At 63.2% G+C, this 26,016-nt stretch carries 22 protein-coding genes and 1 pseudogene; 6 read left to right on the forward strand and 17 right to left on the reverse strand.

Features of this window, described 5'->3' with window-relative positions; translation table 11 throughout:
• Nucleotides 1-321: 321 nt before the first annotated feature.
• The 5 genes from I6F16_RS04185 to I6F16_RS04205 form a co-directional block, all read right to left on the reverse strand.
• Nucleotides 322-2,661 (reverse strand): TonB-dependent siderophore receptor, encoded by a 2,340-nt coding sequence (locus I6F16_RS04185; RefSeq protein WP_225112779.1) that lies wholly within the window; start codon nucleotides 2,659-2,661, stop codon nucleotides 322-324.
• Between the two features lie 249 nt (nucleotides 2,662-2,910).
• Entirely contained in the window at nucleotides 2,911-4,059 is a 1,149-nt protein-coding gene (locus tag I6F16_RS04190) for an amidohydrolase (RefSeq protein ID WP_225112778.1), read from the reverse strand.
• Between the two features lie 271 nt (nucleotides 4,060-4,330).
• Complete coding sequence (locus I6F16_RS04195; protein WP_225112777.1) at nucleotides 4,331-4,762, reverse strand: RidA family protein; 432 nt, start codon at nucleotides 4,760-4,762, stop codon at nucleotides 4,331-4,333.
• A gap of 18 nt (nucleotides 4,763-4,780) precedes the next feature.
• Nucleotides 4,781-5,959, reverse strand: coding sequence for an acyl-CoA dehydrogenase family protein (locus I6F16_RS04200; RefSeq protein WP_225112776.1), 1,179 nt, complete (start codon nucleotides 5,957-5,959; stop codon nucleotides 4,781-4,783).
• Between the two features lie 16 nt (nucleotides 5,960-5,975).
• A complete protein-coding gene (locus tag I6F16_RS04205) occupies nucleotides 5,976-8,294 on the reverse strand; it encodes a bifunctional salicylyl-CoA 5-hydroxylase/oxidoreductase (protein WP_225112775.1) in 2,319 nt (772 codons plus the stop codon).
• 281 nt (nucleotides 8,295-8,575) lie between these two features.
• On the opposite strand from I6F16_RS04205, the gene I6F16_RS04210 reads away from it, so the two are divergent.
• On the forward strand, nucleotides 8,576-9,082 hold the full coding sequence (locus tag I6F16_RS04210; RefSeq protein WP_225112774.1) for a MarR family transcriptional regulator: 507 nt from the start codon (nucleotides 8,576-8,578) through the stop codon (nucleotides 9,080-9,082).
• A gap of 12 nt (nucleotides 9,083-9,094) precedes the next feature.
• Here the strand turns inward: I6F16_RS04210 and I6F16_RS04215 are convergent, their stop codons facing one another.
• The 7 genes from I6F16_RS04215 to I6F16_RS04245 are packed head-to-tail and all read right to left on the reverse strand — an operon-like array spanning nucleotide 9,095 to nucleotide 16,479.
• Nucleotides 9,095-10,759, reverse strand: a complete 1,665-nt coding sequence (locus tag I6F16_RS04215) for an ATP-dependent acyl-CoA ligase (protein WP_225112773.1) — start codon at nucleotides 10,757-10,759, stop codon at nucleotides 9,095-9,097.
• Nucleotides 10,760-10,768: 9 nt separating this feature from the next.
• Nucleotides 10,769-11,926, reverse strand: coding sequence for an ABC transporter substrate-binding protein (locus I6F16_RS04220; protein WP_225112772.1), 1,158 nt, complete (start codon nucleotides 11,924-11,926; stop codon nucleotides 10,769-10,771).
• A 56-nt stretch (nucleotides 11,927-11,982) separates the two neighbouring features.
• Nucleotides 11,983-12,762 carry a cyclase family protein gene (locus I6F16_RS04225; protein WP_036013430.1) on the reverse strand — a complete coding sequence of 260 codons (780 nt, stop codon included), beginning with the start codon at nucleotides 12,760-12,762 and terminating at the stop codon, nucleotides 11,983-11,985.
• A gap of 35 nt (nucleotides 12,763-12,797) precedes the next feature.
• Nucleotides 12,798-14,039 carry an SDR family NAD(P)-dependent oxidoreductase gene (locus I6F16_RS04230; RefSeq protein WP_225112771.1) on the reverse strand — a complete coding sequence of 414 codons (1,242 nt, stop codon included), beginning with the start codon at nucleotides 14,037-14,039 and terminating at the stop codon, nucleotides 12,798-12,800.
• Nucleotides 14,036-15,214 carry a thiolase family protein gene (locus I6F16_RS04235; RefSeq protein WP_109144175.1) on the reverse strand — a complete coding sequence of 393 codons (1,179 nt, stop codon included), beginning with the start codon at nucleotides 15,212-15,214 and terminating at the stop codon, nucleotides 14,036-14,038. Before I6F16_RS04235 ends, I6F16_RS04230 begins: the two co-directional genes overlap by 4 nt.
• A gap of 22 nt (nucleotides 15,215-15,236) precedes the next feature.
• The gene (locus I6F16_RS04240) at nucleotides 15,237-15,665 is read right to left on the reverse strand and encodes an organic hydroperoxide resistance protein (protein ID WP_345944074.1); all 429 of its coding nucleotides are present in this window, start codon (nucleotides 15,663-15,665) and stop codon (nucleotides 15,237-15,239) included.
• 31 nt (nucleotides 15,666-15,696) lie between these two features.
• On the reverse strand, nucleotides 15,697-16,479 hold the full coding sequence (locus tag I6F16_RS04245) for an aspartate/glutamate racemase family protein (RefSeq protein ID WP_057029858.1): 783 nt from the start codon (nucleotides 16,477-16,479) through the stop codon (nucleotides 15,697-15,699).
• Nucleotides 16,480-17,112: 633 nt separating this feature from the next.
• Between I6F16_RS04245 and I6F16_RS04250 the strand changes: the two genes are divergently transcribed.
• Genes I6F16_RS04250 through I6F16_RS04265 form a run of 4 tightly spaced genes read left to right on the forward strand, consistent with a single transcriptional unit; the run spans nucleotide 17,113 to nucleotide 21,823 of the window.
• Nucleotides 17,113-18,261: an ABC transporter substrate-binding protein gene (locus tag I6F16_RS04250; protein ID WP_225112770.1), complete on the forward strand. Its 1,149-nt coding sequence runs from the start codon at nucleotides 17,113-17,115 to the stop codon at nucleotides 18,259-18,261.
• A 42-nt stretch (nucleotides 18,262-18,303) separates the two neighbouring features.
• Nucleotides 18,304-19,347 (forward strand): branched-chain amino acid ABC transporter permease, encoded by a 1,044-nt coding sequence (locus I6F16_RS04255; protein WP_225112769.1) that lies wholly within the window; start codon nucleotides 18,304-18,306, stop codon nucleotides 19,345-19,347.
• Entirely contained in the window at nucleotides 19,344-21,113 is a 1,770-nt protein-coding gene (locus tag I6F16_RS04260; RefSeq protein WP_225173453.1) for a branched-chain amino acid ABC transporter ATP-binding protein/permease, read from the forward strand. Before I6F16_RS04255 ends, I6F16_RS04260 begins: the two co-directional genes overlap by 4 nt.
• A complete protein-coding gene (locus I6F16_RS04265; RefSeq protein ID WP_109144179.1) occupies nucleotides 21,110-21,823 on the forward strand; it encodes an ABC transporter ATP-binding protein in 714 nt (237 codons plus the stop codon). The genes I6F16_RS04260 and I6F16_RS04265 overlap by 4 nt, the downstream gene beginning before the upstream one ends.
• A 252-nt stretch (nucleotides 21,824-22,075) precedes the next feature.
• On the opposite strand, the pseudogene I6F16_RS04270 reads toward I6F16_RS04265, so the two are convergent.
• Nucleotides 22,076-22,254: pseudogene (locus I6F16_RS04270) on the reverse strand (IS5/IS1182 family transposase); the annotation flags it as partial.
• Nucleotides 22,255-22,384: 130 nt separating this feature from the next.
• Between I6F16_RS04270 and I6F16_RS04275 the strand changes: the two are divergent.
• Nucleotides 22,385-22,624 (forward strand): hypothetical protein, encoded by a 240-nt coding sequence (locus tag I6F16_RS04275; RefSeq protein WP_225173454.1) that lies wholly within the window; start codon nucleotides 22,385-22,387, stop codon nucleotides 22,622-22,624.
• A gap of 93 nt (nucleotides 22,625-22,717) precedes the next feature.
• On the opposite strand, the gene I6F16_RS04280 is transcribed toward I6F16_RS04275, so the two are convergent.
• Genes I6F16_RS04280 through I6F16_RS04295 form a run of 4 tightly spaced genes read right to left on the reverse strand, consistent with a single transcriptional unit; the run spans nucleotide 22,718 to nucleotide 25,984 of the window.
• Nucleotides 22,718-23,389: an ATP-binding cassette domain-containing protein gene (locus tag I6F16_RS04280; protein ID WP_225173455.1), complete on the reverse strand. Its 672-nt coding sequence runs from the start codon at nucleotides 23,387-23,389 to the stop codon at nucleotides 22,718-22,720.
• The gene (locus I6F16_RS04285) at nucleotides 23,386-24,129 is read right to left on the reverse strand and encodes an ABC transporter ATP-binding protein (RefSeq protein WP_225173456.1); all 744 of its coding nucleotides are present in this window, start codon (nucleotides 24,127-24,129) and stop codon (nucleotides 23,386-23,388) included. The genes I6F16_RS04280 and I6F16_RS04285 overlap by 4 nt, the downstream gene beginning before the upstream one ends.
• Nucleotides 24,129-25,085 (reverse strand): branched-chain amino acid ABC transporter permease, encoded by a 957-nt coding sequence (locus I6F16_RS04290; RefSeq protein WP_225112762.1) that lies wholly within the window; start codon nucleotides 25,083-25,085, stop codon nucleotides 24,129-24,131. Before I6F16_RS04290 ends, I6F16_RS04285 begins: the two co-directional genes overlap by 1 nt.
• Nucleotides 25,085-25,984: a branched-chain amino acid ABC transporter permease gene (locus tag I6F16_RS04295; RefSeq protein WP_225112761.1), complete on the reverse strand. Its 900-nt coding sequence runs from the start codon at nucleotides 25,982-25,984 to the stop codon at nucleotides 25,085-25,087. The genes I6F16_RS04290 and I6F16_RS04295 overlap by 1 nt, the downstream gene beginning before the upstream one ends.
• Nucleotides 25,985-26,016 lie beyond the last annotated feature (32 nt).

The raw sequence follows: 26,016 nt of genomic DNA on the forward strand, positions 1-26,016 counted from the left end.
CGACGAGGGTCAAAGCAATATCGACGCGACTTTTTGTAAGACCTCAAAATTGGCGACGGGCGGACACAATGCAACCTCCGCGCTTGCGCGCCAATACGCGGAAAACTATTGGGATTTCAGGACGCGACGAAGATTGCTGCAATTCTAACTGCGCAAGGAGGAACTTTTCCGATGTGGCGTGATGGTGCGATTTTATCGCGGTGGTGTTTCATGACACTGTCATCAATCGCGACAAGTGCAGCTTGCTGATTATGGACCAACGAAAAACCGCCGCGGACCAGATCCACGGCGGTGCGCATCGGGAGTACCAAGGACCAGCGTTCAGAAATTGAACGTCGTCGACAGGAGGTAGGTGCGCGGCGCGCCGAGTGATACCGCGCTACTCACCGTGCGATAGGAATTCCAGTACGCCTCGTTGAACACGTTCTCCACGCTGGCGCGAACAACAATCGGCTTACCGTTCCAAGGCGACAGGAATGTGTAGCGTGCGCCAAGGTCGACTCGCGTCCACGCAGGAAGCTCCTGCGTATTCGCATCGTTGGCGTAGCTTTCGCTAGTGTAGATGACCCGGCCGGTCATAGTCAGTCCCGGCAGGAACGGGGTGTCCCACTCGGCGCCGAGGTTCAAGTTAACCGCCGACACGCCGACGGGAACCTTGCCATTGTAGTTGACGATGATCGATCCGACGGAGACCGCCTGCCTGACGACCTCGCCGTCAATGAAGGTCACACCACCCAGCACCCGGAACGTCGGGGTCACCTCCCCGAAGGTGAACAGTTCGAAGCCCCGATTGCGCTGCTCGCCGGAAAGTCGCCTCGCAGGTAGGGTTTGCCCCGGCACTGCGACCGAAATAATGTTCGGACTGGTGATGTCAAATGCGCTGGCAGTAAAGCCGATCCGGCCCATATCGACCTTCATGCCGACTTCCTTCTGCTTGGTCTGAGCAGGAGGAATGATCTCGCCAACGTTCGAATACGACGTGGCGCCGACAACGACTTCGGGCGCCTTAAGGCCTTCGATGTAGTTTGCGTAAAGGGAGATGTTCTCCACCGGCTTGACGATGACCGCATAGCCGGGACTCCAGGTCGGAACGTCGACACTCGATTTGGCAGAGGTCAGCAGGTTCACGCTGTCTACGCCCGCTGTCTGCCGCCTCGCCCCGACAACAAACTGAAGCCTGTTGTTGAACATCGACATCGTATCAGCGATACCGACACTGGTAAGCTTGGTTCGCGTCTCCAGATTCTGGGCGACGGTAGCGAAGTTGGGATAAGGGATCGGAACCGGATTGTACAAGTTTGAATTGATCGCAGCGCCTGCCCTGCCGAACGAACTGTAATCTCGCTCGAAAGCCGAGTAGTTCACAGTCAAGAGATGATTGATGGGGCCGGTATCCACCGAGGCTCGCAGCCCGACCTCACCTGTATAATTGTCATAAACATCGCGCCCGCTGAATGGAACGGCCGTCCAGTTGCCGTTCGCGTTCGTGATGCGCGGCGATGGATAGACGTAGTCGATCTCGCTCTTGTGATATCCAGCCGCACCGTACGCCGTCACCGACTCCGTTAAATCGACTTCACCGCGCGTCATGGCAAACGCGTCTTTCGGTTTCCATGTCGCCCATTCCGGCATGTAATTGGCGCCGGGCTTCGGAAGGGCGGGAACTGGGATGGTGGTCGCGAACGGAGGACTGGTGGTAAACGTCAGGAACCGCAGCGGCGGCTTCAGATCATCAGCCTGATAACCGATATCCGTTGAAAAGCGCACGCGTTCACCCCGGTAGTCCAGATTGAGCACGGCGTTGCCGAACTGATCGGTCTGCCGATCATACGCAGTCGAGCCGCCCCGCGCCTCACCATTGAACCGGACGCCCCATTCTTTATGTTCGCCGTATCGACGGCTCACATCGGTTTGCAGTCCGAACTGAGACCTTGATATGTAAAGTGCAGTGAGTTGCGTGATGTCGAAGTCAGGTGCGCGCTTAGTCACCAAGTTAATGCTACCACCATTGGCACCTGCAGGCGGCATGCCGCCGAGAAGCACGCCCGGTCCCTTCAGAACCTCGACGCGCTCAAGGAAATTCGCTGACGTGGAATAGAACGGCGCCATTCCATAGAGGCCATTCATGGCGTAGTCGCCACTGTCGTGGTAGAAGCCCCTGATGTAGACACCATCGATGCCATTGCCGGCAGGCGTCTTCACCCGGACCGAGGGATCGTTGAACAGCACATCGCCGACGGTGCGCGCCTGCTGATTCTTGATCAGCTCCGCCGTATAGCTCGTCTGGTTGAACGGCGTGTTCATCACGCCGCGATTGCCGAGCAGACCGAGACTCCCGCCGGTTGCAACCTGGCCGCCTGCGTAGGCGGGCGGCACCGTGCCGACCGTTCCGGTCGAGGGCACCACATAGGGAACGGGTGCAGCCTGGCGCGGAGGCGCCGCGGCGACTGATCGCTGTCCACGCGAGGCGCGCGTCGACTGTGATCTCTGGACCGGCTGACGAGCTCTTGGCTTGGGGGCATCCACGGTCACGGGCGGCAGATTGGATTGCGCAACCGCATGCTGAAGGTCACCCGAAGATTCCATCGACAGTGCGAGATAACTCACCGCGCCCAACGATAGTGTACGCACGATTTTCCTGGCCGAGAGTTCACGCATCATTCCTGCGCCCCAATTCCACTTGCAAGCACGTCCCCGTCGCTTCCTAACATACGACGGTGCTGCGAGAAGGAATTGGGACCTAGAAATTATCTAAGGTTGCACGACGAAACCGTCGTGATCGGAGAAGCGATTTCCTGCTTCGAACTTCACTGAAAATTTTCGAAAGCTTCTAGTTTCAAATCGTTCTAAGCGCCGATCCAACATGTGACATGCAGGCGATACGCTGTCACTCCGTCCGGAATTCTCTATTTAGCCAAGCAGGTTGCGTATGGTGCGCACGAATATTCTTGCACCAATTTCTATCAACTGATCCGGAAAGTCGTAGTTCGACTCATGCAGCCCGGGATGCTCTTTGCCGGCTCCCAGGAAAAACATCGCCGACTTCGAACGGGAGCCAAAACGTCCGAAGTCCTCGGAGCCACGCAGTGGAAGGCCCTCCGCCGAATGTCGCACCCCCTCTGCGTCCAGCGCGCTTCTAAGCTGGGCAACAGCATCGACGTCGTTTGCGCAATGATTGAAGACGTCGCGATAAGCGATTTCCGTGCTCAGCCCCTCACCGGCCGTCACGCGCCGAACCAAGTCTTCCGCCTCCAGGCGGAGCCGTTCCATCATCACGTCGGTGCATGTTCTCAGTGTCGCCCACAATTCGCCGAAGCCCGGCGCGATACCGAACGCAGGCTCCCCAAGTCTTGCGTGGGTGACCGTCAGCATTGAGAAGTCGTCGTCTAGCTCCGTCCCGCGCCCGAGCGCGGGTATCTCCAGCAGAAGCCTGGCGAGCGCGTCTTTCGGGGAGATACCGAGCGCCGGCTTCGACGCGTGCGTCGTTCGTCCTGATAATCTGATCTGCATTCCTTGCGAGGCGCAATTCACCAAACCTTCGGCAAGAGAGACCTGTCCAAGACCGAGGCCGGGAAGGTTATGCAGCGCGAAGACAAAGTCGGGCCGCACCTGCTCAAACTTCGCATCAGCCAGAACGGCGGCCGCACCGGACCCGTCCTCCTCGGCCGGCTGAAACAGGAGTGCTACGCGACCTCGGCTTGGACGTTGCTGGCTCAGATTTTGCGCTACGGCCGCCAGAATTGCCATATGACCATCATGACCGCAGAGATGGGCCTTTCCTGCTATCAGCGATCGATGCTTGAGTTGTGATTTTTCCTGAATCGGCAGTGCATCCAGTTCGGCCCGAAGCATGATCGTCGGGCCAGACTCACGTCCATCATAGATTCCAAGCACGCCGTGACCACCGAGGCCCGAAACGATCCTGTCGGCACCCGCCGCCTGAAGACGGGCCCGCACGGCTTCCGCGGTTTTTGCCTCTTGCCCCGACAGTTCTGGCACGGCGTGAAGATGGCGTCGCCATGTCACCAATTCATTCAGATCGTTCTCGGTCAGGAACATTGGGCTTCTTTCTCACTCATGACCGGCGGCGAAACGCCTGTTGTAGTCGCTGCACTGCTCTCGTCAATTCGATCGCGCGGAAGCCGAGCTCAGTATCACGCCTCAGACCGTCTGCTCAAATTTGCAGTCGATAGATTTTTGTGCATCTCCCGGTGCACACATCGTGCACACGCCGCCCCTTAGCCGATTGAAAATATTGAGCTCTCGCTCCAATCCATCATGGGCGCCGTAGAGAGCTTTCCATCGTGCGAGCCTGCGGCCGACGCCTTCGTCAGCGCGGCACGACGGCCGTCGCCTCGATCTCGACACGCGAGGATGGCTCGACGAGACGCACGATCTGCACCAGCGCCATGCTGGGGTAATGGGTGCCAATGACCTCGCGATAGACTTTGCCGAGCGCCTTCAGGTTCGACACATATTCGTCCATATCCACGACGTACCAGGTCAGGCGCACGAGATGGTCCGGCCGCGCGCCGCCCTCTGCCAGGATCGCGACGATGTTTTCGAACGTCTGGCGGACCTGCGCAACGAGTCCGTCGGCAAATCGCCCGGCTGCGTCCCAACCGACCACACCACCCGTCACGATGAGTCGTCCTTCAGCCATGACGCCGTTCGCATACCCCTTCGGCTGCGGCCAGCCGCTGGGCTGAAGCAGTTGCAGACCACGCGTCGCGGGAACTTCCGGCTTGCTGATCGTGCTCATGCGTCGCTCTCAATCCTCTCAGCGCGGCTTCAACAGCTCGCGTGCGACAATCAATTTCTGGACCTCGGTCGCGCCCTCGTAGATGCGCAGCGCGCGGATTTCGCGGTAGAGACTTTCGACGACCTCTCCCTTGCGCACGCCGCGGCCGCCGAACATCTGGACGGCACGGTCGATGACGCGCTGCGCGGTCTCGGTGGCGGTCAGCTTCGCCATGGCAGCTTCGCGCGTCGTCGGAAGCTTCTGCACATCGCGGCGCCAGGCCGCGCGGTAGGTCAGCAACGCCGCGGCATCGGTGTCGGTCGCCATGTCGCCGAGCGCGGCCTGGGTCAGTTGAAGATCCCCCAGCGTCGCACCGAACATGTTTCGGCTGCGGGCATGCGACAATGCCTCGTCGAGCGCGCGACGGGCAAAGCCGAGGGCTGCGGCGGCGACCGATGCGCGGAAAATATCCAACGTCTGCATCGCGAGCTTGAACCCGCCCCCGGGCGCGCCGAGCCTACGGCTCGCGGGAATCCGGCAATTAGTAAAGCGCAACGTCGCCAGCGGGTGCGGCGCAATGACGTCGATGCGCTCGGCAATGCTAAAACCGGGATCATCCGGAAAGACGACGAAGGCCGAAATGCCGCGGGCGCCCGGCGCCTCGCCCGTTCGCGCAAACAGCGTATAGACGTCGGCAATGCCGCCGTTCGAGATCCAGGTCTTCTCGCCGTCGATGACGTAGGTGTCGCCGTCGGCCCGCGCCGTGCAGGACATCGCCGCGACGTCCGACCCCGCCTCCTTCTCGGAGAGCGCGAAGGCCGCGAGCCATTCGCCGGAACGCACCTTCGGCAGCACGGCCTTGCGCAACTCCGCCGAGCCACCCAGTGCAATCGCTCCGGAGCCAAGCCCCTGCATGGCGAAAGCAAAATCGGCGAGGCCATCGGCATAGGCCAGCGACTCGCGCGACAGGCAGATCGAGCGGGAATCGATCGACGTCGCATCGCCATCGGGCGCCGCGACCGCGCAATCGAGCAACCCTGCCGCGCCCATCGCGCGCACAAGCTTGCGACAGGCACCATCCACATCATTGTGATCGATCTTGTCGAGGGCTCCCGACTGCACGAAGCGATCGAGCGCCTCGCCGATCGCAAGATGGCGGGGCTCGAAGAACGGCCAGTCCAGCCATTCGCGCCGGATCATCTTTACCACGGAGTTCATCCGATCCCTCCTTCGCTCACTGCGCGGCCACGGCAGCGGCACGCGCCAGATTGGCTTCGTATTGTCCCTTGGCGGACAGATATTGCTTCGGCCAGTTGACCGCTGTGATCCCGATGCGCGCGGCTTCGTGCAGCGTCCAGGCCGGGTCGGCGAGATGCGGCCGCGCAATCGCGCAGAGATCCGCGCGGCCAGCCGCGAGAATCGAGTTGGCGTGATCGGCCTCGGAGATCGCACCGACTGCTATCGTCTCGATGCCGACTTCGTTGCGGATCAGATCGGCGAATGGCGTCTGGAACAGGCGGCCGTAGATCGGCCGTTCCTCCTTCCAGACCTGTCCCGAGGAGCAATCGATCACGTCTGCTCCCGCCTCCTTGAACATCGCAGCGAAGATCGCGGCGTCGGCCGGCGTGTTGCCGCCTTCGGTCCAGTCATGGCAGGACAGCCGCACCGACATCGGCCGATCGGATGGCCACGCCGCGCGCATCGCCCTGAAGACCTCCAGCGGAAAGCGCGCACGATTTTCGTGGTTGCCGCCATATTCGTCAGTCCGCCGGTTGGTCAGCGGCGAGAGGAAGCTCGATAGCAAATAGCCATGGGCGCAATGAAGCTCGAGCCAATCGACACCGGCGTCGGCAGCACGGCGCGTTGCGGCGACGAAATCGTCGCGGACGCGGTCCATGTCGCTGCGGTTCATCTCCCGCGGCAACTGGCTGTGCGGCAGATAGGGCAGCGCGGAAGCCGAGATCAGCGGCCAATTGCCTGAAGCCAGCGGTTGGTCAATCCCCTCCCAGGCGAGCCGGGTCGATCCCTTCCGCCCGGCATGGCCGAGCTGGGTGCCGACCTTGGCATGTCCGAGGCTATGGACCAGATCGACCAGCCGGCGCCATTGTGCCGCTTGCTCATCATTCCAGAGCCCGAGACAGCCCGGCGTAATCCTGGCATCCGGTGAGACGCAGGTCATCTCGGCAAAGATCAACGCGGCGCCGCCCATGGCGCGCGCTCCGAGGTGGGCGATGTGGAAGTCGTTGATCAGCCCGTCCTTCGCCGAATACATCGCCATCGGCGAGACCATGATGCGGTTCGCCAGCGTGAGGCCGCGCACGCGGTGCGGCGTCAGCATCGGCGGCGGTACCCGTTCGCCGTCCTCGACGGCGATGCCCGAGCGCGCGGCAAACCATCGCTCGAATCCTTCCAACCAGGCACGGTCGCGCAGGCGCAGGTTTTCATGGCTGATGCGCTGGGAACGCGTCAGCATCGAATAGAAGAATTGCGGCGGTTCGAGCGTATCAGCATAGCGCCGGCCGACCACCTCGAACCATTCCATCGCATTGCGCGCGGCGTTCTGGATGCGCGCCACGTCGACGCGGCGTACTTCCTCGTAGGCCTCCAGCACGGTCTGGATGCGGTCGCGCCCGTGACCATGGCGATCGAACTGGTTGGCGAGCTCGATGGCGTCGTCGAGCGCGAGCTTGGTGCCCGACCCAATGGCGAAATGCGCGGTGTGCGCGGCGTCTCCCATCAGCACGACATGGGAGCGGCCGTTGAACACGCTCCATTTGCCGCAGATCAGGCGGCTGAAATTGAGCCAGGCCGAGCCGCGCAGATGGCGGGCGTTGGTCAAGAGCTTCGCACCGTCGAGCGTCTCGGCAAAGATCTTCTCGCAGAAGTCGATCGACCCCTGCTGATCGAGCTCGCCCAGCCCGTGAGCATTGTAGGTCTCTTCCGTGGTCTCGACGATGAAGGTCGAGGTCTCCGCGTCGAACTTGTAAATGTGTGCCTGAAACCAGCCGTGCTCGGTCCTCTGGAAATCGAACGTGAAGGCGTCGAATGCCTTCTTGGTACCGAGCCAGATGTAGCGGTTCGGCCGGATCACCATGTCCGGCTGGAACTGTTCGGCATAGCGGGCGCGAATCCTGGAATTCACACCGTCGGTGGCCACGATCAGGTCGGCGTCGGGGAATTCAAGATCGGACTCCACCTCACGCTCGAAGGCGAGCTCGACACCCAGAGCCTCGCAGCGCCTCTGGAGAATGTTGAGCAGATGCTTGCGACCAATGCCGATGAAGCCGTGGCCGGTCGTGCGCTGCCGCGTCCCCTTGAAGACCAGCTCGATGTCGTCCCAGTGATTGAAGGCGTCTTCGATCTCGGCCGCGCTTTCGGGGTCGGCAAGACGCATCGCAGACATCATGGCATCGGAGAATACCACCCCCCAGCCAAACGTATCGTAGGGCTTGTTGCGCTCGACGACCGTGACGACATGTTCCGGATGTCGACGCTTCATCAGGAGGCCCAGATAGAGGCCGGCCGGCCCGCCGCCGATACAGACTATGCGCATGATCCCTCGCTTTCGCGCGTTGCGCCGAGCTCTCACCCAATTATTTTAAGTATAAAATATTTCCTCGACGCGTGCCTTGTCAAGGCGGTTCTGCAAAGGCCCTGGAGGGCACGCCCCTCGCCGCAGCGTCGATCTGAATTTTAGTGTAAATCGGATGCACGGCGGCGCCGATTCCGGATCCCTCGGACCCAGCCTTGAATTTACTTTTGGCACGAACTATCTTGCCAATGTCCACGAGAGCTGCGCCAGCTTTCGTAAGCCACGAAGCCCGGGAGATTCGATTGGCACTCGCGAAGGAGTCCACCCCTGTTTCGGCCAAGAACGAGACGGATCAGGAGGCTGAGTACAGGGCTCAGACACGCCTTTGGCTCCGACTGCTCGCCTGCACGTCCCTCATCGAAGGCGAGTTGCGGCGCCGGTTTCGCGAAGAGTTCGACTTCACGATGCCCCGCTTCGACGTTCTCGCCCAGCTCGACCGCGAACCAAGCGGACTTGTGTTGGGAGAGCTGCCCAAGCGCCTGATGGTCTCGGCCGGGAACCTCACGCCAATCGTCGACCGCCTGGTCGCAGATGGATACATCACCCGCACGGCGTCGAACCTCGACCGGCGGGTGCAGATCGTCTGTATGACGGTCGAAGGCCGCAAGATCTTCAGGCGAATGGCCAAGAGCCACGGCGCATGGCTTGCCGAGCTGCTGGCGGATTTCCCGGCAGATCGGTTCGATGGATTGATCGGCGAGCTCGACGAACTCAAGGCCGCCGTCAGGGACGCCTTGCAAAAACCTTGAGCGGATACGACGTCAGCGTCGTACCTTCACTCCGGCCGCTTCGCGATCCCATGTATCCGTCGTGACACCGGCATCGCGCAGCACGCCCTTCTTGATCTTGCCGTTCTCCGTCAGCGGCATCTGACCGAGGATTCGCACATAACGCGGAATAGCGAAATAGGCGATCCGTCCTTCGCAATGCCTGACGATGTCGACGGGCTGTAGCAAGTGGCCCGGTTCCAGCAGAATCGCAGCAGCAACTTCATCCTCACCCAACTCCGACGGCAGCGGGTAGACCGCGCAGGCAGCGACCGCGGGGTGCGCCTGGATCGCCTGCTCGACCTCCCACGAGGACACGTTCTCGCCGCGCCTGCGGATGGAATCCTTCATGCGATCGATGAAGCGATAATGCCCGTCGGAATCGCGAACGACCCGATCGCCTGAGTGGAACCACAGATTTCGCCAGGCCTCCACGGTCTTCTCCGGCATGCCGAAATAGCCGGACGCGAACGCAAAGGGTTCTCTCGCGCGAAGCACGAGCTCGCCGGCCTCTCCATCAGGCAGCGCGGAATCATTCTCGTCGACGATCCGCGCCTCAATGCCATCGGCCAGGTACCCCATCGTCCCCGCCCGATCCGACGGAATCGTGCCGGCGAACACGAAATTCGTCTCCGTCGACCCGTAGCCGTCGACCAGCGGTACGCCGAAGCGCTCGCGGAACGGGCCGTGGATTTGCGGCGGCACGCCGCCGCCAAGCGCGACACGAAGACGATGCATTGACTCGTCTGCGCTCTTCGGCTGTGCCAGGAGCATCGACGCCATCGCACCGAGCAGATAGCCGACCGTCGCATTGTGCTGTCGCGCGGCAGCCCAAAAGCCGGAAGCCGAGAACTTCGGCTCGAGCACGTACGTGCATCCGTTCAGCAGCGCCTGATAGAACGCATTCAGCGCGTTGGTGTGGAACAGCGGCAGCGTCGTGAACAGCACATCGCCCTCGCGGATTCCGAGCGCGCGCGCCGAATAGACGCCCCACCAGAACAGCTGCGCCTGCGGACAGCACACACCCTTCGCAGGCCCCGTGGTGCCCGACGTATAGAGGATCGCAACGGTGTCACCGGGACGCACGGCGCCGGCCGGGGCTGCGGCGCCAAGAGGCGGCAGCGGGACCGCGGAAAGCCTGGCACCGATTGCGTCGGCGGCAGCTCCGATGATCCAGGTCCGAGGCGGCAGCTCGACATCCGCCTCGACACTCTCGACCGCGCTGGCGAACTGAGCCTCGATGACGAGCAGCGCGGGACGCGAGTTGCGGAAAATGTGGGACAGCTGGAAGCCGCGCAACGCGGTGTTGATCGGGACCGCGATCGCCCCCAGCCACGCACAGCCGAGATAGACCTGCAAGAATTCTGGACGGTTCGAGCACATCAGCGCAACTCGGTCGCCCGGCTGGATCCCGGCATCGACCAGCGTCTGGGCCGACGCAGCCGCAATCGCGGCGGCCTGCGCAAAGCTCCAGCGCGCCTCCCCGGCCACCAGCAGAAGGCGGTCGCCGTAACGCTCTGCCTGCCGCGCGAGCATCGTCGAGAGGATGCGCTCAGACGGTGGATACCACGCGATCGCGCGCGCCCAGGCAGGCGTCGCATTCTCACTACCGACCACGTTGGTGATGTTCCCCAGCGCATCGTTCTCCACTGCGATCATGCCCGCACCTCAAGGCAGCAGCTTGTACTTACCGTCCTCGATCTGGATCATGATGCGCGAGCGATCGTCGACGCCATGCCGGTCCGCCGGCGTGTAGGTGTAGACGCCCTGCGTCCCCACGACCTCCCTGGTAGTGAACAGCGCCTGGCGAATCGCGGTACGGAACTCGGCTGAGCCCGGCTTGGCACCGGTCGCCATCGCACGCTTGGCGGCGTCGGCGAAGATCAGCCAGCCGTCGAACGAATAGGACGAGAATGAATCCGTCGGTGCCTCGCCGTTGGCCTTTTCGAAGGCCGAGCGGAAATCGAGGGCAACCTTCTGGATCGGATTGCTGGCCGGAAGCTGCTCCGCCGCGGTCACAGGTCCGGTCGGGCAGATGATGCCGTTGGCGGCTTTGCCGGCCAGACGAAGGAAATCGGCGCTGATCAGCCCGTGGTTGCCATAGAGCGGTCCCTTATATCCACGCTCGGACAGAGCGATGACCGGCAGTGCGCCCGGCGTGCCGGTGCCGCCGAGCATGATGGCGTCGGGGCGCGCGGCGAGTGCGCGCAGCGCCTGAGCCGTCACCGAGGAGTCCGAGCGGGCGTAGCGCTCGTTGGCGATGACCTTGATGCCAGCGGCCTTCGCACTCTGCTCGAGCGAATTGTACATGAGATCGCCGAACGCATCGGAGAAACCGATAAAGGCCACGGTCGTCAGGCCCTTGGCCTTCATGTGGTCGACGATACCTTGCACCAGAAGCGGCGTCGGCTGCGGTGTCTGCACGACCCAGGGACCGCCGTCGCCCGATGGCACCGGTGCGATCGGCGACACCGCGATCATCGGAATCTTCATCTCGATAGCCGCCGTCGCCATGGCGAGCGTCTGGGGAGCGCCGGACGTGCCGATCAGGATATCGACCTTCTCTTGCTCGACCAGCTTGCGCGCATTGCGCGCCGACGCAGTCGGATCAGAGCCGTCATCGAGCTGGATGACCCGTAGCTTCTCGCCGCCAATTTCGCCGATATAGACCTGACCTGCCGCGATCCCCTTCGCGTTGGGAATACCGATCGATGACACCGGCCCGCTGAGGCCGGTAACGAAGCCGACAAGGATCTCGGCCTGCGCGAATTGCGGAACGGCAAGCAGCAATGCAGTGGAAGCCACCAGGCTCTTGATCAAGTTCATGGCACCTGTCTTTCGTGAGAATTCTTGTTCTGATTGGAGCGCGCCATGGATTGGGATCAGGTCGACGACACCAGCGCGATGACTCGAAGCGGGCTGCCGGAGCCGTTCTGGATCTTCAGTGGCGAAGCCACGATGACGGCACCGGTAGCGGGCAGCTGATCCAGGTTACACAGGCATTGCAGGCCGTAGCGCCCCGCACCGTGCAGGAAGTGATGCGCTGGATAAGGCGGCTCGAAGTGTCCGGCCTGCCCCGCATCCGTGCCGATGGTTTCGGTGCCGAAGCCGATGACGCCACGCTCCTCCACCAGCCACTTCATCACCGCCGGGTTCGGGCCCGGCGTATGCGCGCCGTCGTCCCTGAGATTGGAGTAGTCGCGCCAGCCCTTCTTCGACCAGTCTGTCCTGAGCAAGACCCAATTCCGCTCGGGGATGCGGCCGTGCCTGGCTTCCCAGGCTTCGACAATCGGGACGGTCAGCAGGAAGTCGGGATCCTGCGCCGCCTGCGCCGAGCAGTCGATGACACAGGCCGGCGCGATCATGTCCTTGGCCGGCATCGTGTCGACGGCATTGTTCGGCAGGTTCTTGCCGGTGAACCAGTGAATCGGCGCGTCGAAATGCGTGCCGGTGTGTTCGCCGAACGTAACGTTGTTCCAGTACCAGGCCGGGCCGCGACCATCGTATCGCGATATCTCCTGGATGCGGACAGGCGCGGCCTGACCGAATTCCGGCGGCAGGACGATGACCGGAAAGTCCGGACTGAGTGTGAAGGTCAGATCGACGACGCGCACCGCGCCGGAAGAAATCGCACTCGCTAGCTCCAGGAGATTGCTTTGCATCGTCAAGTCCTCCAGCTCGGTTGAAATCCCGCTTCTTATCGGTCGAGCTCGCGCTCGAGCGCTTTCGGATTGGCCGCGAGACGTTGCCGGATCTCTTCGGCGACATCTCCGACATACATCTCTTCGAGTCCGTTCTTGAGGCCCGACACGATCGCCTGCGCGATCGCGCGCGGTGCGACCTTCGGCGGCGGCACGGTCTGGAACCATTCGGTGTCGACAGGGCCGGTGAACAGGTTCATCACCCGGACGCCGCCCGGCCGCAGCTCCGCGCGCAAGCAATGTGACAGCGACAGGCAGGCGGCCTGCGAGGCCGAGTAGGCGCCGAAGGCGGGCCAGTTCGCCAGCGCATAGACCGAGAGAATATTGACCCATGTCGCGCTGCTGTTGATGCCATCGGCACCGCGCATCCGCATGGCCGGGCCAAAGGCTTGAGCCAGATTGATGAAGCCGAGATAGGCCTGATCGATCTCGTCCCGTGCGATGCTCGTGCCCCTGCGGTCGAGCAGGCCGCCCGGCCGGACATATTCCGTCGTGTTGACGAGAATATCGACCTTGCCGCCGATGTCGGCCGCAAGATCGGTAGCCGATTTCTCGTCAGCCGCATGGAGAGTCACGATCTCGATCCCGTCCTGACCGCGCAGCCGCTCCTCGCCGGCGAACGGTCGCCATGGTTCGGCAATGCCGACGAACACCGTCTTGGCACCCGCCGCCTTCAATGCGGCGACGGCTTCCTGACCGATGACGCTGCGGCCATTGGTGACGAGCACGCGACGGAATTTCGGATCGGCCGTCATTTCCCGCCACTGCTTGTCGTCTGCCATGTTGGGAGTCTCCCCTTCGGGACGGGCAAAGGCCACCGCCTGGCCGCTCTTGTCGAGTTGCAGCGACATGCTGACGGCCGCGCCCTCTGCGCAGTCGGCATGAAGATGTGCGACGATCGTCGGACCGCAATCCATCTTGACGAGGCCGATCCGCCACGGCGCCCGCTCGCGGAAATAGACGTCGCTCGGCACCCGCGCCGTTGTCTCGGCAAGCAGTACACCTTGCCGCGGCGCATCGACGAAAGCGAGGCCGGCCGAAAGACAAGACGGGCAGGCTTCGCGCGCCGGATAAGCAAAGGTGCCGCAAGCCTCGCAGCGCTGCAGCATAAAGCGGCCTTCGGCGGCCGCGCGCGTGAACCCGTGCGACATCCTGCTGCGCGGTCGCGGTGGCGAGGCCGGTAGCCGCGTCCGCAGCAGCGGGTTCTTGCGCCGGGGCGGCTTGATCGGCTCTATCATCGCGAAGGTCCAGCAAGGATCGCGGCACCCGAGGCGAGACCACGATCATAGTTGATCATACCGAACCCCGAGGCCAGAGCGAGGCTGGCATTCCTGACCTGCGTGGGACCGGCACTGCCCAGAACCTGCCGCAACCCTTCAACGAGGCCGAGATAGGCGCCGGCGGCACCGGCCTGCCCGACCGAGAGCTGTCCGCCCGAGGTGTTGTGCGGGAAGTCGCCATCGATGGTGAGATCGTGTTGGCGCACGAACTCAGCGCCCTCGCCCTTCTTGCAGAATCCGAGATCCTCGAACTGCATCATCGTGATGACGGGATAGTCGTCATAGGTCTGCACGACATCGAGATCGTCAGGCTTGACGCCGGCCATCGCATAGAGCTCGTCGACATCCATCGCCCAGCCGCCGCGCACCTGCATCGGATCGTCGGCAAAGGCATTGTGCCGCTCGATCGTCGAAAGGAGTCGCGCGGCGGGCAGCTTCAGGGATGAAGCCGTCTCATCGCGCATCACGAGGAAAGCTTCCGCGCCCGCACAGGGCATCACGCAATCAAACAGGTGGATCGGATCGGAAATCGGCCGGGCCGCCAGGTATTGCTCGAGCGTGAGCGGAGCCTTCATGAGCGCATGCGGGTTGCGCAGGGCATTGGCGCGCTGGGCGACAGCGATCTTGCCGACGTCCTCGCGCGCGACGCCGAACATTCGCATATAGTTGCGCGCAATCAGCGCAAAGCTGGCATTGGCGCCGCCCGCGCCGTAAGGATAGACGGCGTCCTGATTGAACCGCGAGAAATTCTCCAGCGTCAGCCTGAACGAATCGACGTGATTGGTGTCGCCAGCGACGCACGCCACGATGTCGGCATCGCGCGCCTGAACCGCGCGCGCCGCCTTGCGCAGCGCCGCAATAGCGCTGGCGCCGCCGAGCGGGATCGTATCCAACCACCGGACGCAGAGCCCGAAATGCTGTGTCAATCCGATGCCACTGTCCGTGCCCATGGTGAAACTGGAGACGCACAGGCCGTCGATGTCGGAGGCCTTGATGCCGGCCTGCGCGACGAGCGCGCTCAGCGCCCGCCCGATCCACCACTGCGCGCTCTCGATGGAGTAGCGCACATAGGGAATCGTGACGGGAGCCGCGATCACCACGCCGTCATATGGTGCGCGCAAGGTGTTGGTCACCGACCGCCCTCGTTCATCCGCCTCAGACCACCGTCAGTTTCACGTCAATATTGCCGCGGGTTGCGTTCGAATAGGGGCAACGCTCATGCGCACCGGCAACGACCTCTTCGGCCACGGCCTTCTCGACACCGGGCAGGCTGACCTTCAGCTCGACAGCGAGCGCATATCCGACGGGCACCGGCCCCATCGCAACCTTCGCAGTCACGGACGGCTCGGCAGAGGGCACCACCTTCCGCGTGCGCGCGACGAGCTTGACCGCGCCGAGAAAGCAAGCGGCATAGCCGGCCGCAAAGAGCTGCTCGGGATTGGTGCCTTCGCCGCCGGGACCACCCATCGATTTCGGCAAGGACAGGGACACCGAGAGCAGACCGTCAGCGCTGGCCGCCTTGCCATCCCGACCTCCGGTCGCCGTCACCTCGGTTTCGTACAAAATCTTCTCGGGGGTCATCATGATTGGTTCTCCAGGAACGGTTTTTCGAGCACTAACGGCTGTTACGGGCAAGTAGCGCGCGGAAGTCATCGCGGGCCTGGGCGCTGGCCCGCCTGAAGCTCGGCCCGCGGCTGGGCTCGGTGCCATTGAGCTTCCGGAGCTGTACCCACATCTCGGCACTCTTGAGCGCCACGGCCGCGCAGTTGACCACCGGAGCGTGGCCGACCTTCAGGCCATGCTCTCGCCCGATCAAGAGGCCTGGCAACACGCCGGCCGGGATCACGACATCCGCGCCGCGTTCCACCAGCGGGAGCGCGCAGGCGACGAAGTCCTTGATCATGCGGGCTTGCGCGGCAGCGTTTCCGGCGAACGCATCGGCGAAATCATCCGGCCTGCAGCCAAGGCCGGTCACATGGACGACGCGATCGCCGAGGCCGTAACGCTCGGCCTGCTCATAGTGCAAGACCTCGAAGACGGGATCGAGCGTCACAAGACCCAGCCGCCGCCCGAGTTGTGAGGCCGCCAGCAACGTCGCCTCGCCAGTCCCAATCACGGGAATGTCGAGCGCCGAGCGCAGCTCGTAGAGTCCGGGATCCTGAAAATGCCCCATGACGAAGGCATCGAACCCACCCTCCTCCGCTGCAATACCGTTGTCGATTGCCTGGACCGCACAGCGCAATTCCGCGAGCCGTCCGAACTCGCGGTCCGGCGGACTGATGCCCTGGACGTGGACCGTCGTGCCTGGCGCAGCGATGTCGTTCAGGTATTCCGACAGCCGCGCCATGTAGGGCGCATTCACGCTCGCATCAACAAAGCTCTGCCAGAAGATGCGCATCGTCCTTCTCCTCAAGCGGTGATCGGAGGATCGGTCGTCGGCTGCCGATGAATATATTTCAATCATAAACTAATTGACGCGTCAAATGGGCGCGGCGGCGACGGCGACCAGTGCCGTCGGGGCCACGGCGAGCACGGTGTTTTCGATCGGCCGATTAGCGCAGAAGCGCCGCACACTGACGAAATTGTATGCAACAACATTTTTTTCTGACAGCCCCGTGACACGTGTTGACGGCGCCACCGGAGTTACTTTAGGCTTTAAGTAATTCCTCGCCGGTCAAGGACCGGTGGCCATGACAATGATGTTGCAGGGCACCGATTTTGAGAGACTCGATCGTGTGGACAGTCGCCGTGCTCGAACAGCCGGCCTTAGCAGCAGCATCGCCGGTCGCGCATCGCGGCGGCACCGACGACCTTTCATCGCTCCGGAAAAGGCCCGCTTGCATGTGCCGGTGGGCCTATCGTTCGCGCGGCGCACAACATCATGGCTGCTGAGCGCCCGGAGCACACACTCTTCGGTCGCGCCCGGTCTTTGGCGCCGCAGCAATGTTTTCAATCGGTCGGTTCGTCGTCCGGGGATCCCGCGAGGCAGCATCGAAGCATTTCTATCCAGCATCAACGGAGGAGAACGCATATGCGCAAGACTCTGAGTTTACTTGCACTTGCCGCCGGCATCGTCACAGCCCCCGCCGCGCGGGCCGATATCACCATCGGCTTCGTCACCTCGCTCAGCGGCAACGGCTCGTCGATCGGCATCCCCTACGGGCGCGGCATCAACGCGGCCTATGAATACAAGAAGACCGTCAACGGCGAGACCATCCGCCTGATCCAGCTCGACGACGGCTCCGACCCGTCGGCCGCGACCCGCAACGCGCGCAAGCTGGTGGAAGAAGAGAAGGTCGACCTTCTGATAGGCACCGCGACCGCGCCCTCGACCATCGCCATGGCGGCGGTGGCGAGCGAATTGAAAGTGCCGATGATCGCGGTCTCGCCGATCGGCAAACTGCCGGAAACACCCGAGCAGTGGGTGGTGTCGGTGCCGCAGCCTGCGTCCCTCCTCGTCAAGATCATCGCCGATCGCATGAAGCGCGATGGCATGAAGAACATCGGCTATATCGGCTTCTCCGACGCCTGGGGGGACCTCGTCTACAACGGCGCCAAGGCGGCGGAGGCCGCCGGCGATGTCAAGATCCAGACCAACGAGCGCTATGCGCGCACCGACACTTCGGTCACCGCGCAGATCCTCAAAGTGCTCGCGGCGCGGCCGGACGCCGTGCTGGACGGCGGCTCGGGGACCCAAGGTGCGCTGCCGCTCCTCAGCCTCGCGGAGCGCGGCTTCAAGGGAAACACCTACGGCACCGTGGCGCTCGTCAATCCGGACTTCGTGAACGTCGGCGGCAAGGCGGCCGAAGGCATCCAGGTCTCCGCCGGCCCGGTCATCGTGGCCGAGCAGCTGCCCGACGAACATTTCGCCAAGAAGATCGCGCTGGATTTCCGCAGCGTCTACCAGAAGGTCCATAACATCCCGACCACCGACGGCTTCTCGGCCTACTCCTTCGACGCCTGGCTGATCTTCGCCAACGCAGCGGAGCGCGCGCTCAAGACGGCGAAGCCCGGCACGGCGGAATTTCGCGCCGCCCTGCGGGACGCGATCCTCAGCACCAAGGAGCTACCGGGCGTGCACGCCATCTACAACTTCAAGCCCGGCGCGGTGACCGGCGTCGATGAGCGCGCGCTGGTCGTGGTGCGCCTGACGGGCGGCGCCTGGAAATACGCGCCGTAGTCGGACAGGCCAGGCCACCAGAACAAGGGGACGGCGTTCTCAATGACGAGCGACATCGCAGCCATTCTTGCGATCGACGGGATCGCCACCGGCGCAGTCTACGCGCTGGTGGCGATCGGGACCGTCCTCATCTTCACGGTGACACGGGTCATCTTCATTCCCTTTGGCGACATCGCGGCCTTCACGGCGCTGACGCTGGCGGCGCTCGACGCGAAGCGCTTTCCGGGCACGGGTGCGCTGGTCGTCATCCTTGCGTGCCTCGCAACCCTGATCGAAATCGTCTCGCTGCTGCGCAATGGCGAGCGTCGGCTGCTTCCGCGCGCTCTCTTCTTCTATCTCGCATTGCCGCTGGCCGTGGTTGGCCTCGCCTGGCTGACCATGCGCGCCGATCCGCCGCTCGCCATCAGGCTCGTGCTGGCCTTGATGCTGATCACCCCCATCTCCCCGCTGCTGGACCGGATCGTCTTCCGTCCCATTGCGGACGGAACGGTGCTGCTGCTCCTGACCGTTTCCGTCGCCCTGCACTTCGCGCTGGTCGGCCTTGGGCTGCTCTTCTTCGGTCCCGAGGGTGTCAGGACCGAGCCGCTGACGTCATTGTCGACCGAGTTTGCGGGCGTGCTGATCTCGGGCCAGACCATGCTGATCGTGATCGCAGCCCTCGTCTTCTCTGGCCTCCTCTATCTCTTCTTCGACTTCACGCTGGTCGGTAAATCGCTCCGCGCGACGGCCGTGAACCGGACCGGCTCCCGCCTGATGGGCATACGTCCCGCCCGCGCCGGCACCATCGCCTATCTCCTGGGCTCGCTGATGGCCGGCGTCTCCGGAATCCTGATCGCGCCCGTCAACACCATATTCTACGATTCCGGCTTCCTGCTCGGCCTCAAGGCCTTCGTCGGCGCCATCGTCGGCGGCATGACGAGCTATCCCGGCGCGGCCATCGGCGCGGTCGGCGTCGGTATCCTCGAAAGCTTCGCATCCTTCGAGAGCAGCGCGCTGAAGGATGTCATCGTGTTCTCGCTTCTGATCCCGATCCTGATCTGGCGATCCCTCGCCTCGCTGCATTCCGAGGAGGAGATCGAGGAATGACGCGCCTTCACGTTCAGCTCGCGGCGGTGGCGGCGGTAGCGTGCCTTGCGCTCGCGCCATTCGTCCTCAACCCCTTCAGCATCACGCTGATGAACTATATCGGCATCTATTCGCTGGTCGCGATCGGCCTTGCCCTGCTCACCGGCGTCGGCGGCATCGTCTCCTTCGGACAGGCCGCCTTCGTCGGCGTCGCGGCTTATGCCACGGCCTGGGTCTCTGCTCTGAATGGATATTCCCCGTGGCTCGGCCTCGTGTTCGGGGTGGCGCTGACCTGCGGTGTCGCGACCGTCCTCGGCGTCGTCACCTTGCGGCTCCAGGGGCATTTCCTGTCGCTCTCGACCGTCGCCTGGGGGCTCGCCATCGGCTTCCTGTTCGGCAATGTCGAGGGACTCGGGCGCTTCAACGGCATCTCGTCGATCCCGCCGATCAGTATCGGATCGTTCGCGCTCGTCTCGAGCGCCCAGATCTATTTCCTGATCTGGGGCATCGTCGTCGTGGTGCTTTTCCTCGGATACAATCTCCTGGACTCCCGGGTCGGCCGCGCCATGCGCGCGCTGCGCGGCGGCAATATCCTGGTCGAAAGCCTCGGCATCAACGCCTTCCGGATCAAGCTCGTGACCTTCGTGATCGCGGCCTTCCTCGCCTCGCTCTCCGGCTGGCTCTACGCCCATATGAGCCGCTTCATCAGCCCGGGCCCGTTCGATGCCGGCATGGGCATCGAATATCTGATGATGTCGATGGTCGGCGGCGCCGGCAGCTTGCTCGGCGGCGTCGTGGGCGCCGCTATCGTCACCCTGCTGAAGAACAGCGTGCAGGACTATCTGCCGCTGATCGCCAAGGGCGCGTCCGGCCAGCTCGAGATCGTCGCCTTCTCCGCGCTGTTCATCCTGTTCCTGCAATGGGCGCGGCAGGGCATCGTGCCGTTCGTCGCGCGCTACTTACCGAAGATCAAGCGCGAACGGCCACCAGCCGCTCCGCCCCTGCCTCGCCGTCCCCAGCCGAAACCGGGCGAACTGCTTCTGAAGGTCGACGGCGCCGAACGGCGGTTCGGCGGTCTTGTCGCCGTCAACAATGTCAGCTTCGAGGTCCGCTCCGGCGAGATCCTCGCCGTCATCGGCCCGAACGGCGCCGGCAAGAGCACGATGTTCAACTGCCTGACGGGCGCGCTCAGGGTCAACAAGGGCGAGATCGTCTTTGCCGGACGCGCCATCACGCGCGATCCACAATCCCGCATCGCGAGGGATGGAATCGCCAGGACCTTCCAGCATGTGAAGCTGCGGCCGCGCATGAGCCTGCTCGAGAACGTCATGCTCGGCACCTACGCGCGCACCAGCACGGGCCTGTTCGCCGGCGCCCTGCGCCTCAACCAGCGCGAGGAAGCCAGCACCCGGCACGAGGCCTTGAAGCAGCTCGAACGCGTCGGGCTCGGCGACAAGCCGTTCGAGCTCGCGGGCAATCTGCCGCTCGGCAACCAGCGCATCCTGGAGATCGCGCGCGCTCTCGCCGCAGACCCGGCGCTGCTGGTGCTGGACGAGCCGGCCGCGGGCCTGCGCCGCCAGGAGAAGCTCAGGCTTGCGGAGCTGCTCCGCTCGCTGCGGTCGGACCATCTGACCATCCTGATCGTCGAACATGACATGGAGTTCGTGATGTCGCTGGTCGACCGCATCGTCGTGCTCGACTTCGGCTCCAAGCTCTGCGAGGGCGCGCCCGCCGCGATCCGGAGCGACGAACGGGTTCAAGAGGCCTATCTCGGAGGCGTCGCGTGAGCGAGATGTTTTCCATGACGGATGTGACCGTCTGCTACGACAATGTCGAAGCGGTCCGCAACGTCTCGCTGTCGGTCGAGGAAGGCCAGATCGTTACCGTGATCGGCCCGAACGGCGCCGGCAAGACCACGCTGCTGATGGCTGCCATCGGGCTGCTCGCCTCCCGCGGCCGCCTCGTCTTTCAGGGCAACGACATCGGCAGGATGTCCGTCGAGGACCGCGTCGAGCGCCGGCTGTGCCTCGTGCCGGAGAAGCGCGAGCTGTTCTCCGACATGTCGGTCGCCGACAATCTCCTGCTCGGCTCCTACAGCTTGCGCGACCGCTCGGGCGTCCAGAAGACGCTGGACGAGGTCTATGATCGCTTTCCGCGCCTGAAGGAGCGGCAGCGCCAGGCCGCCGGCACCCTCTCCGGCGGCGAGCGCCAGATGCTGGCGCTCGGGCGCGCGCTGATGGCCAAGCCGAAGCTGCTCATGCTCGACGAGCCGAGCCTCGGCCTCGCACCGCTGATCGTGCGCGAGATCTTCCGCACCATCGCCTCGCTGCGCGACCTCGGCGTCTCGATCCTGCTGGTCGAGCAGAACGCCCGCGCCGCGCTGGAGACGGCCGATTACGGCTATGTGCTCGAGACCGGCGAGATCGTGCAGTCGGGCCCCGCCAAGGATCTCATCCACGATCCCCGGCTGATCACAGCCTATCTCGGCGGACACTAGCGCTGATCTGGACAGGCAGGGTCGCTGGAAAAACAGAAAGGTCGAAAACAACCCCATGCACAGTAGCCGGCGACAGCGATTTCAATGACTTGGCGGCGATCTTTGCGGATTTTACGAAAACCGCTTTCTCCGTCGGGCAAAACAGGGGCATAATGCCATCATCGCCGCTCCGGATGCCGACGGCTTCAACCGCCAACCTGGACTTCCGTTTTCATAGGTACACTGCAAGGCGCGCCGACAGTCTGAATCCGTGCGTACCGGCAAACCATTGCTATCGCCCACCGCGTGGATTTTACGCGTCAAGCCGCCGCGCGATCTTCCCATCGATTGGTGCCAATTCCCAGTGATACAGGCGCCATGCTGATGGACGCGGACAATCGAGGTGTCGATCTCTGGACAGCGGCATCATCGGCAGCAGCAAGTGCGTCTAGAGTGACTTACATCACCTTATTCAAGTAACCCCCTCCGATCCTGCGCCGCACGTCGCGCTGATTTTGAACTCCCCCGCTTTGCGTGGCCACCAACGGCTACTCTGAACTCGAACTCCATAGGGAGGAAACCATGATTACCAAGACGCTGTTCGTCGGATTTCTTACAGCCGGATTTCTCTCTGCATCCTTCGCAGTTGATGCAGAAGCAGAACCAACTCGTTCCCAGCAAGTGAAAAACGTGGGAAGTAGCCAGAGTGGTGCCCGGGCGGGCTCCATGGATAGCTGGCCGCAGACGATGGACGAACTGAACAACGCCTACAACTGTGGTCCGTATGCGGACAAAGAGTCGGCCAAGAAGTGCAAGAAGTAAGCGTGTTTTTTGATCGCTCAAGTGCTGCTGAAGGGGTCAGCTACACGCTGGCCCTTTCTCTTCGGGCAATAACTCCGTGGCGGCCGCACGGCGCTACGCAAGGACCCGGCTTTCGATTTCGCCGCGCTCGATCGTCAGCGTCACGTCGGCGAAGGTCTCGAGCAGCTTTGGGTTCGACTCTGTGATCAGCAGGGTAATGTCCCGGTCCTGCGAACGAAGCCGACGCAGCGCCTCGGCGTATCTCTGCGCCAGCACAGGGGCGAGGCCCTGGAACGGCTCGTCCAGAATGACGAGGCGGGTGCCTAGCATCAGGGCGCGCCCGAGAGCGACCATCTTGCCTTGGCCCCCCGAGACGGAGCCCGCCGGGCGACCCGCCAGTTCCTTGAGCTCCGGCAGGACGGAGTAAGCTCGCTCCAGCCGCCGTCGCGCCTCGTTCGCGCTAAGTTTCGCGACGCGAGCGGGCAAAAGAATGTTTTCTTCCACCGTAAAGGCCGAGAAGAGACGACGGTCCTCGGGAGCGTAGCCGATGCCTAGGAAGGGCCTGCGGTGCGGAGGAACATGCCCCAGGTCCTGACCGCCCAGGCGCACGGTGCCGCTCGCCTTCGTGAAGCCCATGATGGTCCGTACCGTCGTGGTCTTGCCGGCGCCGTTTCGCCCGATGAGCGCGGCGGTCGCGCCCGGCGGCAGCGAGAAACTGACGCTGCGCAGCACCGGCGCATCGGCGATCGCGACGTTGACGTTCTCGAAGTCCAGCATCGCCGTCATATGCCGATCACCTGTTCGCGGACCTTGGGATCGGCCAGAACCTCCGCGGGCGTGCCGACCTTTTGGATCTTCCCGACATTCCACACCGCGACTCGGTGGGCATAGCGCTCCACCATGTCCATGTCGTGCTCGACGAAGACCGAGGTCACCTTCTCCTTGGCGAGCGCGGACGTCAGGATGTCCATGATCTCCAGCTTCTCTGCGGAGGCGACGCCCGAGGTGGGCTCGTCCATCAGCAGCAGTCTGGGCTTCAGCGCGAGCGCCAGAGCGATGTCGACCAGCTTGCGTTGTCCCTCGGGAAGCTCCCTCGCCTTGCGAGACGCGTACGACTTGACGCCGACGAGATCCAGAAGGCGCCCCATTTCAGGCAGCTCAGGCAGGGCGGAAAGAGCCGTGAAGCCGGAAGGGCTTCCCAGCCGCGAGGCCGCGGCGATCAGCATGTTCTCCATCACAGTCTGATCAAGAAAAAGCTGCGGTATCTGAAAGGCCCGCGCGATGCCGAGCTTGGTGATCGTGCGCGGGAGCTGCGCAGTGATTTCCTGCCCCAGGAAGGTGATGCTTCCGGCCTGCGGCCGCAGATAGCCCGTCGAGATGTTGAGGAAGGTGGTCTTTCCGGCGCCGTTCGGTCCGATGATCGCGAGGTTCTCGCCTTGGAGCACGTCCAGATCGATACCGTCGGCGGCGACGACGCCACCGAACCGAATCTTGATGCCCTTCGCGGAAAGGAGGACGTTGGTCATCAATGTCCTCCCTGCTTCGCCTGGCCGTAGCGCTGCCTGAGACCTATCAGTCCGTTAGGCGCATAGAGAATGATGACGATCAAGACCACGCCGAGGATCAGCTGCCAGGTGTCGGCCAGGTGGGCCGCAGCATAGAAGCGCACGCACTCGAACATCGCCGCGCCGGCGAATGCTCCGAAAGAGTGGGCGCTGCCGCCGAGGATCGCGATAAAGACGAACTCGCCCGACTTCGTCCAGAACCCGAACTCGGGCGTGGCGATCTGCTGGATGATCGCCACCAGCGTGCCGCCGATGCCGCCGAGAAAAGCCGAGATCACGTAGCCTATCAGAAGCACGCGCCGTGCGGACATCCCGAGGTACTCGAGCCGGGTCTCGTTCGACTTGATGGCACGCAGCATGTGTCCGAGCGGGCTATCGAGATAGCGTTGCACGCCGTAGAAGGCGACGACCGCGATCAAGAGGCTCACGTAAAGAATGACGTACTGGAAGGTTTCGGGCGTAAACGACAGCCCCAACAGGGCCGGACGAGGGACCCGGATGCCGTCGGCGCCGTTGGTGTAATGAAACATCTTCTCCAGCAGCGACCACAGCACCATCGAAAACGCCAGATTCAGCATTCCGAAAAAGATCTCCCGGTAGCGCACGACGAAGAGCCCGACGATGAGGCCGAAGACGGCGGAGGTTATGCCGCCCAGCGCGATGAAGAGCACGATGTCGCCGCCACCGACGTACTTGCCCCAGAACGCCGCGGTATACGCCCCGGTGGCGAAGAACATTGCATGTCCGAACGACACCTGCCCCGCCTGCAGGAGAAGAATGATACCGAGAACGACGATGCCCTTCGCGAGGATCAACGCGAACAAGGTCGCCCAGCTCGATACCAAAAAGGGCGCGACGGCGCTGACCAGAAAGAAGATGATCGCGATCGTCGTGACCGGCTTGATGCGACCGCTCATCATATTTTCCTGACCTGCACCGCGCCGAACAGGCCGAACGGACGCACCAGAAGCACCAGCACCATCAGCAGATAGGGAACGAGAACTTCGAATTCCGGCTGGAGATAGATCACGAAGGCACGGGTCAGGCCGATCATCAGCGCGGTGAGCGCGGTGCCCTCGATCTGGCCGAGACCCGCGGTCGCAGCGACGGCAAAGGAAAGCACGATCATGTCGGCGCCCATACCGGGGACCAGCGAGGTGGTCGGCGAGGCCAGCGCTCCTCCCAACGCGGCCAGACTCGCGCCGATGACGAAGGTGACGAAATATACGCGTTTTGCGTCAATCCCGATGGCCGTCGAAGCTTCGCGGTCCTCCGTGACCGCGAGGATCACCGCTCCCGACAGCGTCCTGCGCAGGAAGTAGCGGAGCCCGAACAGCGTCGCCAGGGCGACGCCGGGCAGCAGAATGACCTGGTATGACGTGTAGCTGACGCCGAACACGACGATGTTGGGAAGTAGTCTCAACGGCTCCGCGGCGAAGATGGGCTGCACGCCCCAGATCAGACGCTGCAGGTTGTCCATGATCATGAAGGCGGCGAAAGTGATCAGAAGCTGGAGGACGTCCTCCTGTCCGGAGAGCGGTCGCAGCAGAAACCGTTCGATGAAACCGCCGCATACGAGGCCGATCACGATGGAGGCGGCCAGCAGCGCGGGATAGGTGAGCCAAGGCGATATCGGCGCCACTGCAAGGCTGAACGTCGCAGCCAGGTAGGCGCCGAACGCGTACAGCGACCCGTGCGCGACGTTGACCACGCGCAGCACGCCGAAAATCAGGCTGAGCCCGACCGAGACCAGGAACACCAGTGCGGCGTAGCTGATCCCATCGAGGATCGCCAAGATAGCAAGTGTCGAGTTCATGATGGCCTTCGGAAAAGGTCCGTCCTCCGGGA

The sequence above is a fragment of the Bradyrhizobium sp. IC4060 genome (assembly GCF_020193715.1).
GTDB classification, from domain to species: Bacteria; Pseudomonadota; Alphaproteobacteria; order Rhizobiales; family Xanthobacteraceae; genus Bradyrhizobium; species Bradyrhizobium yuanmingense.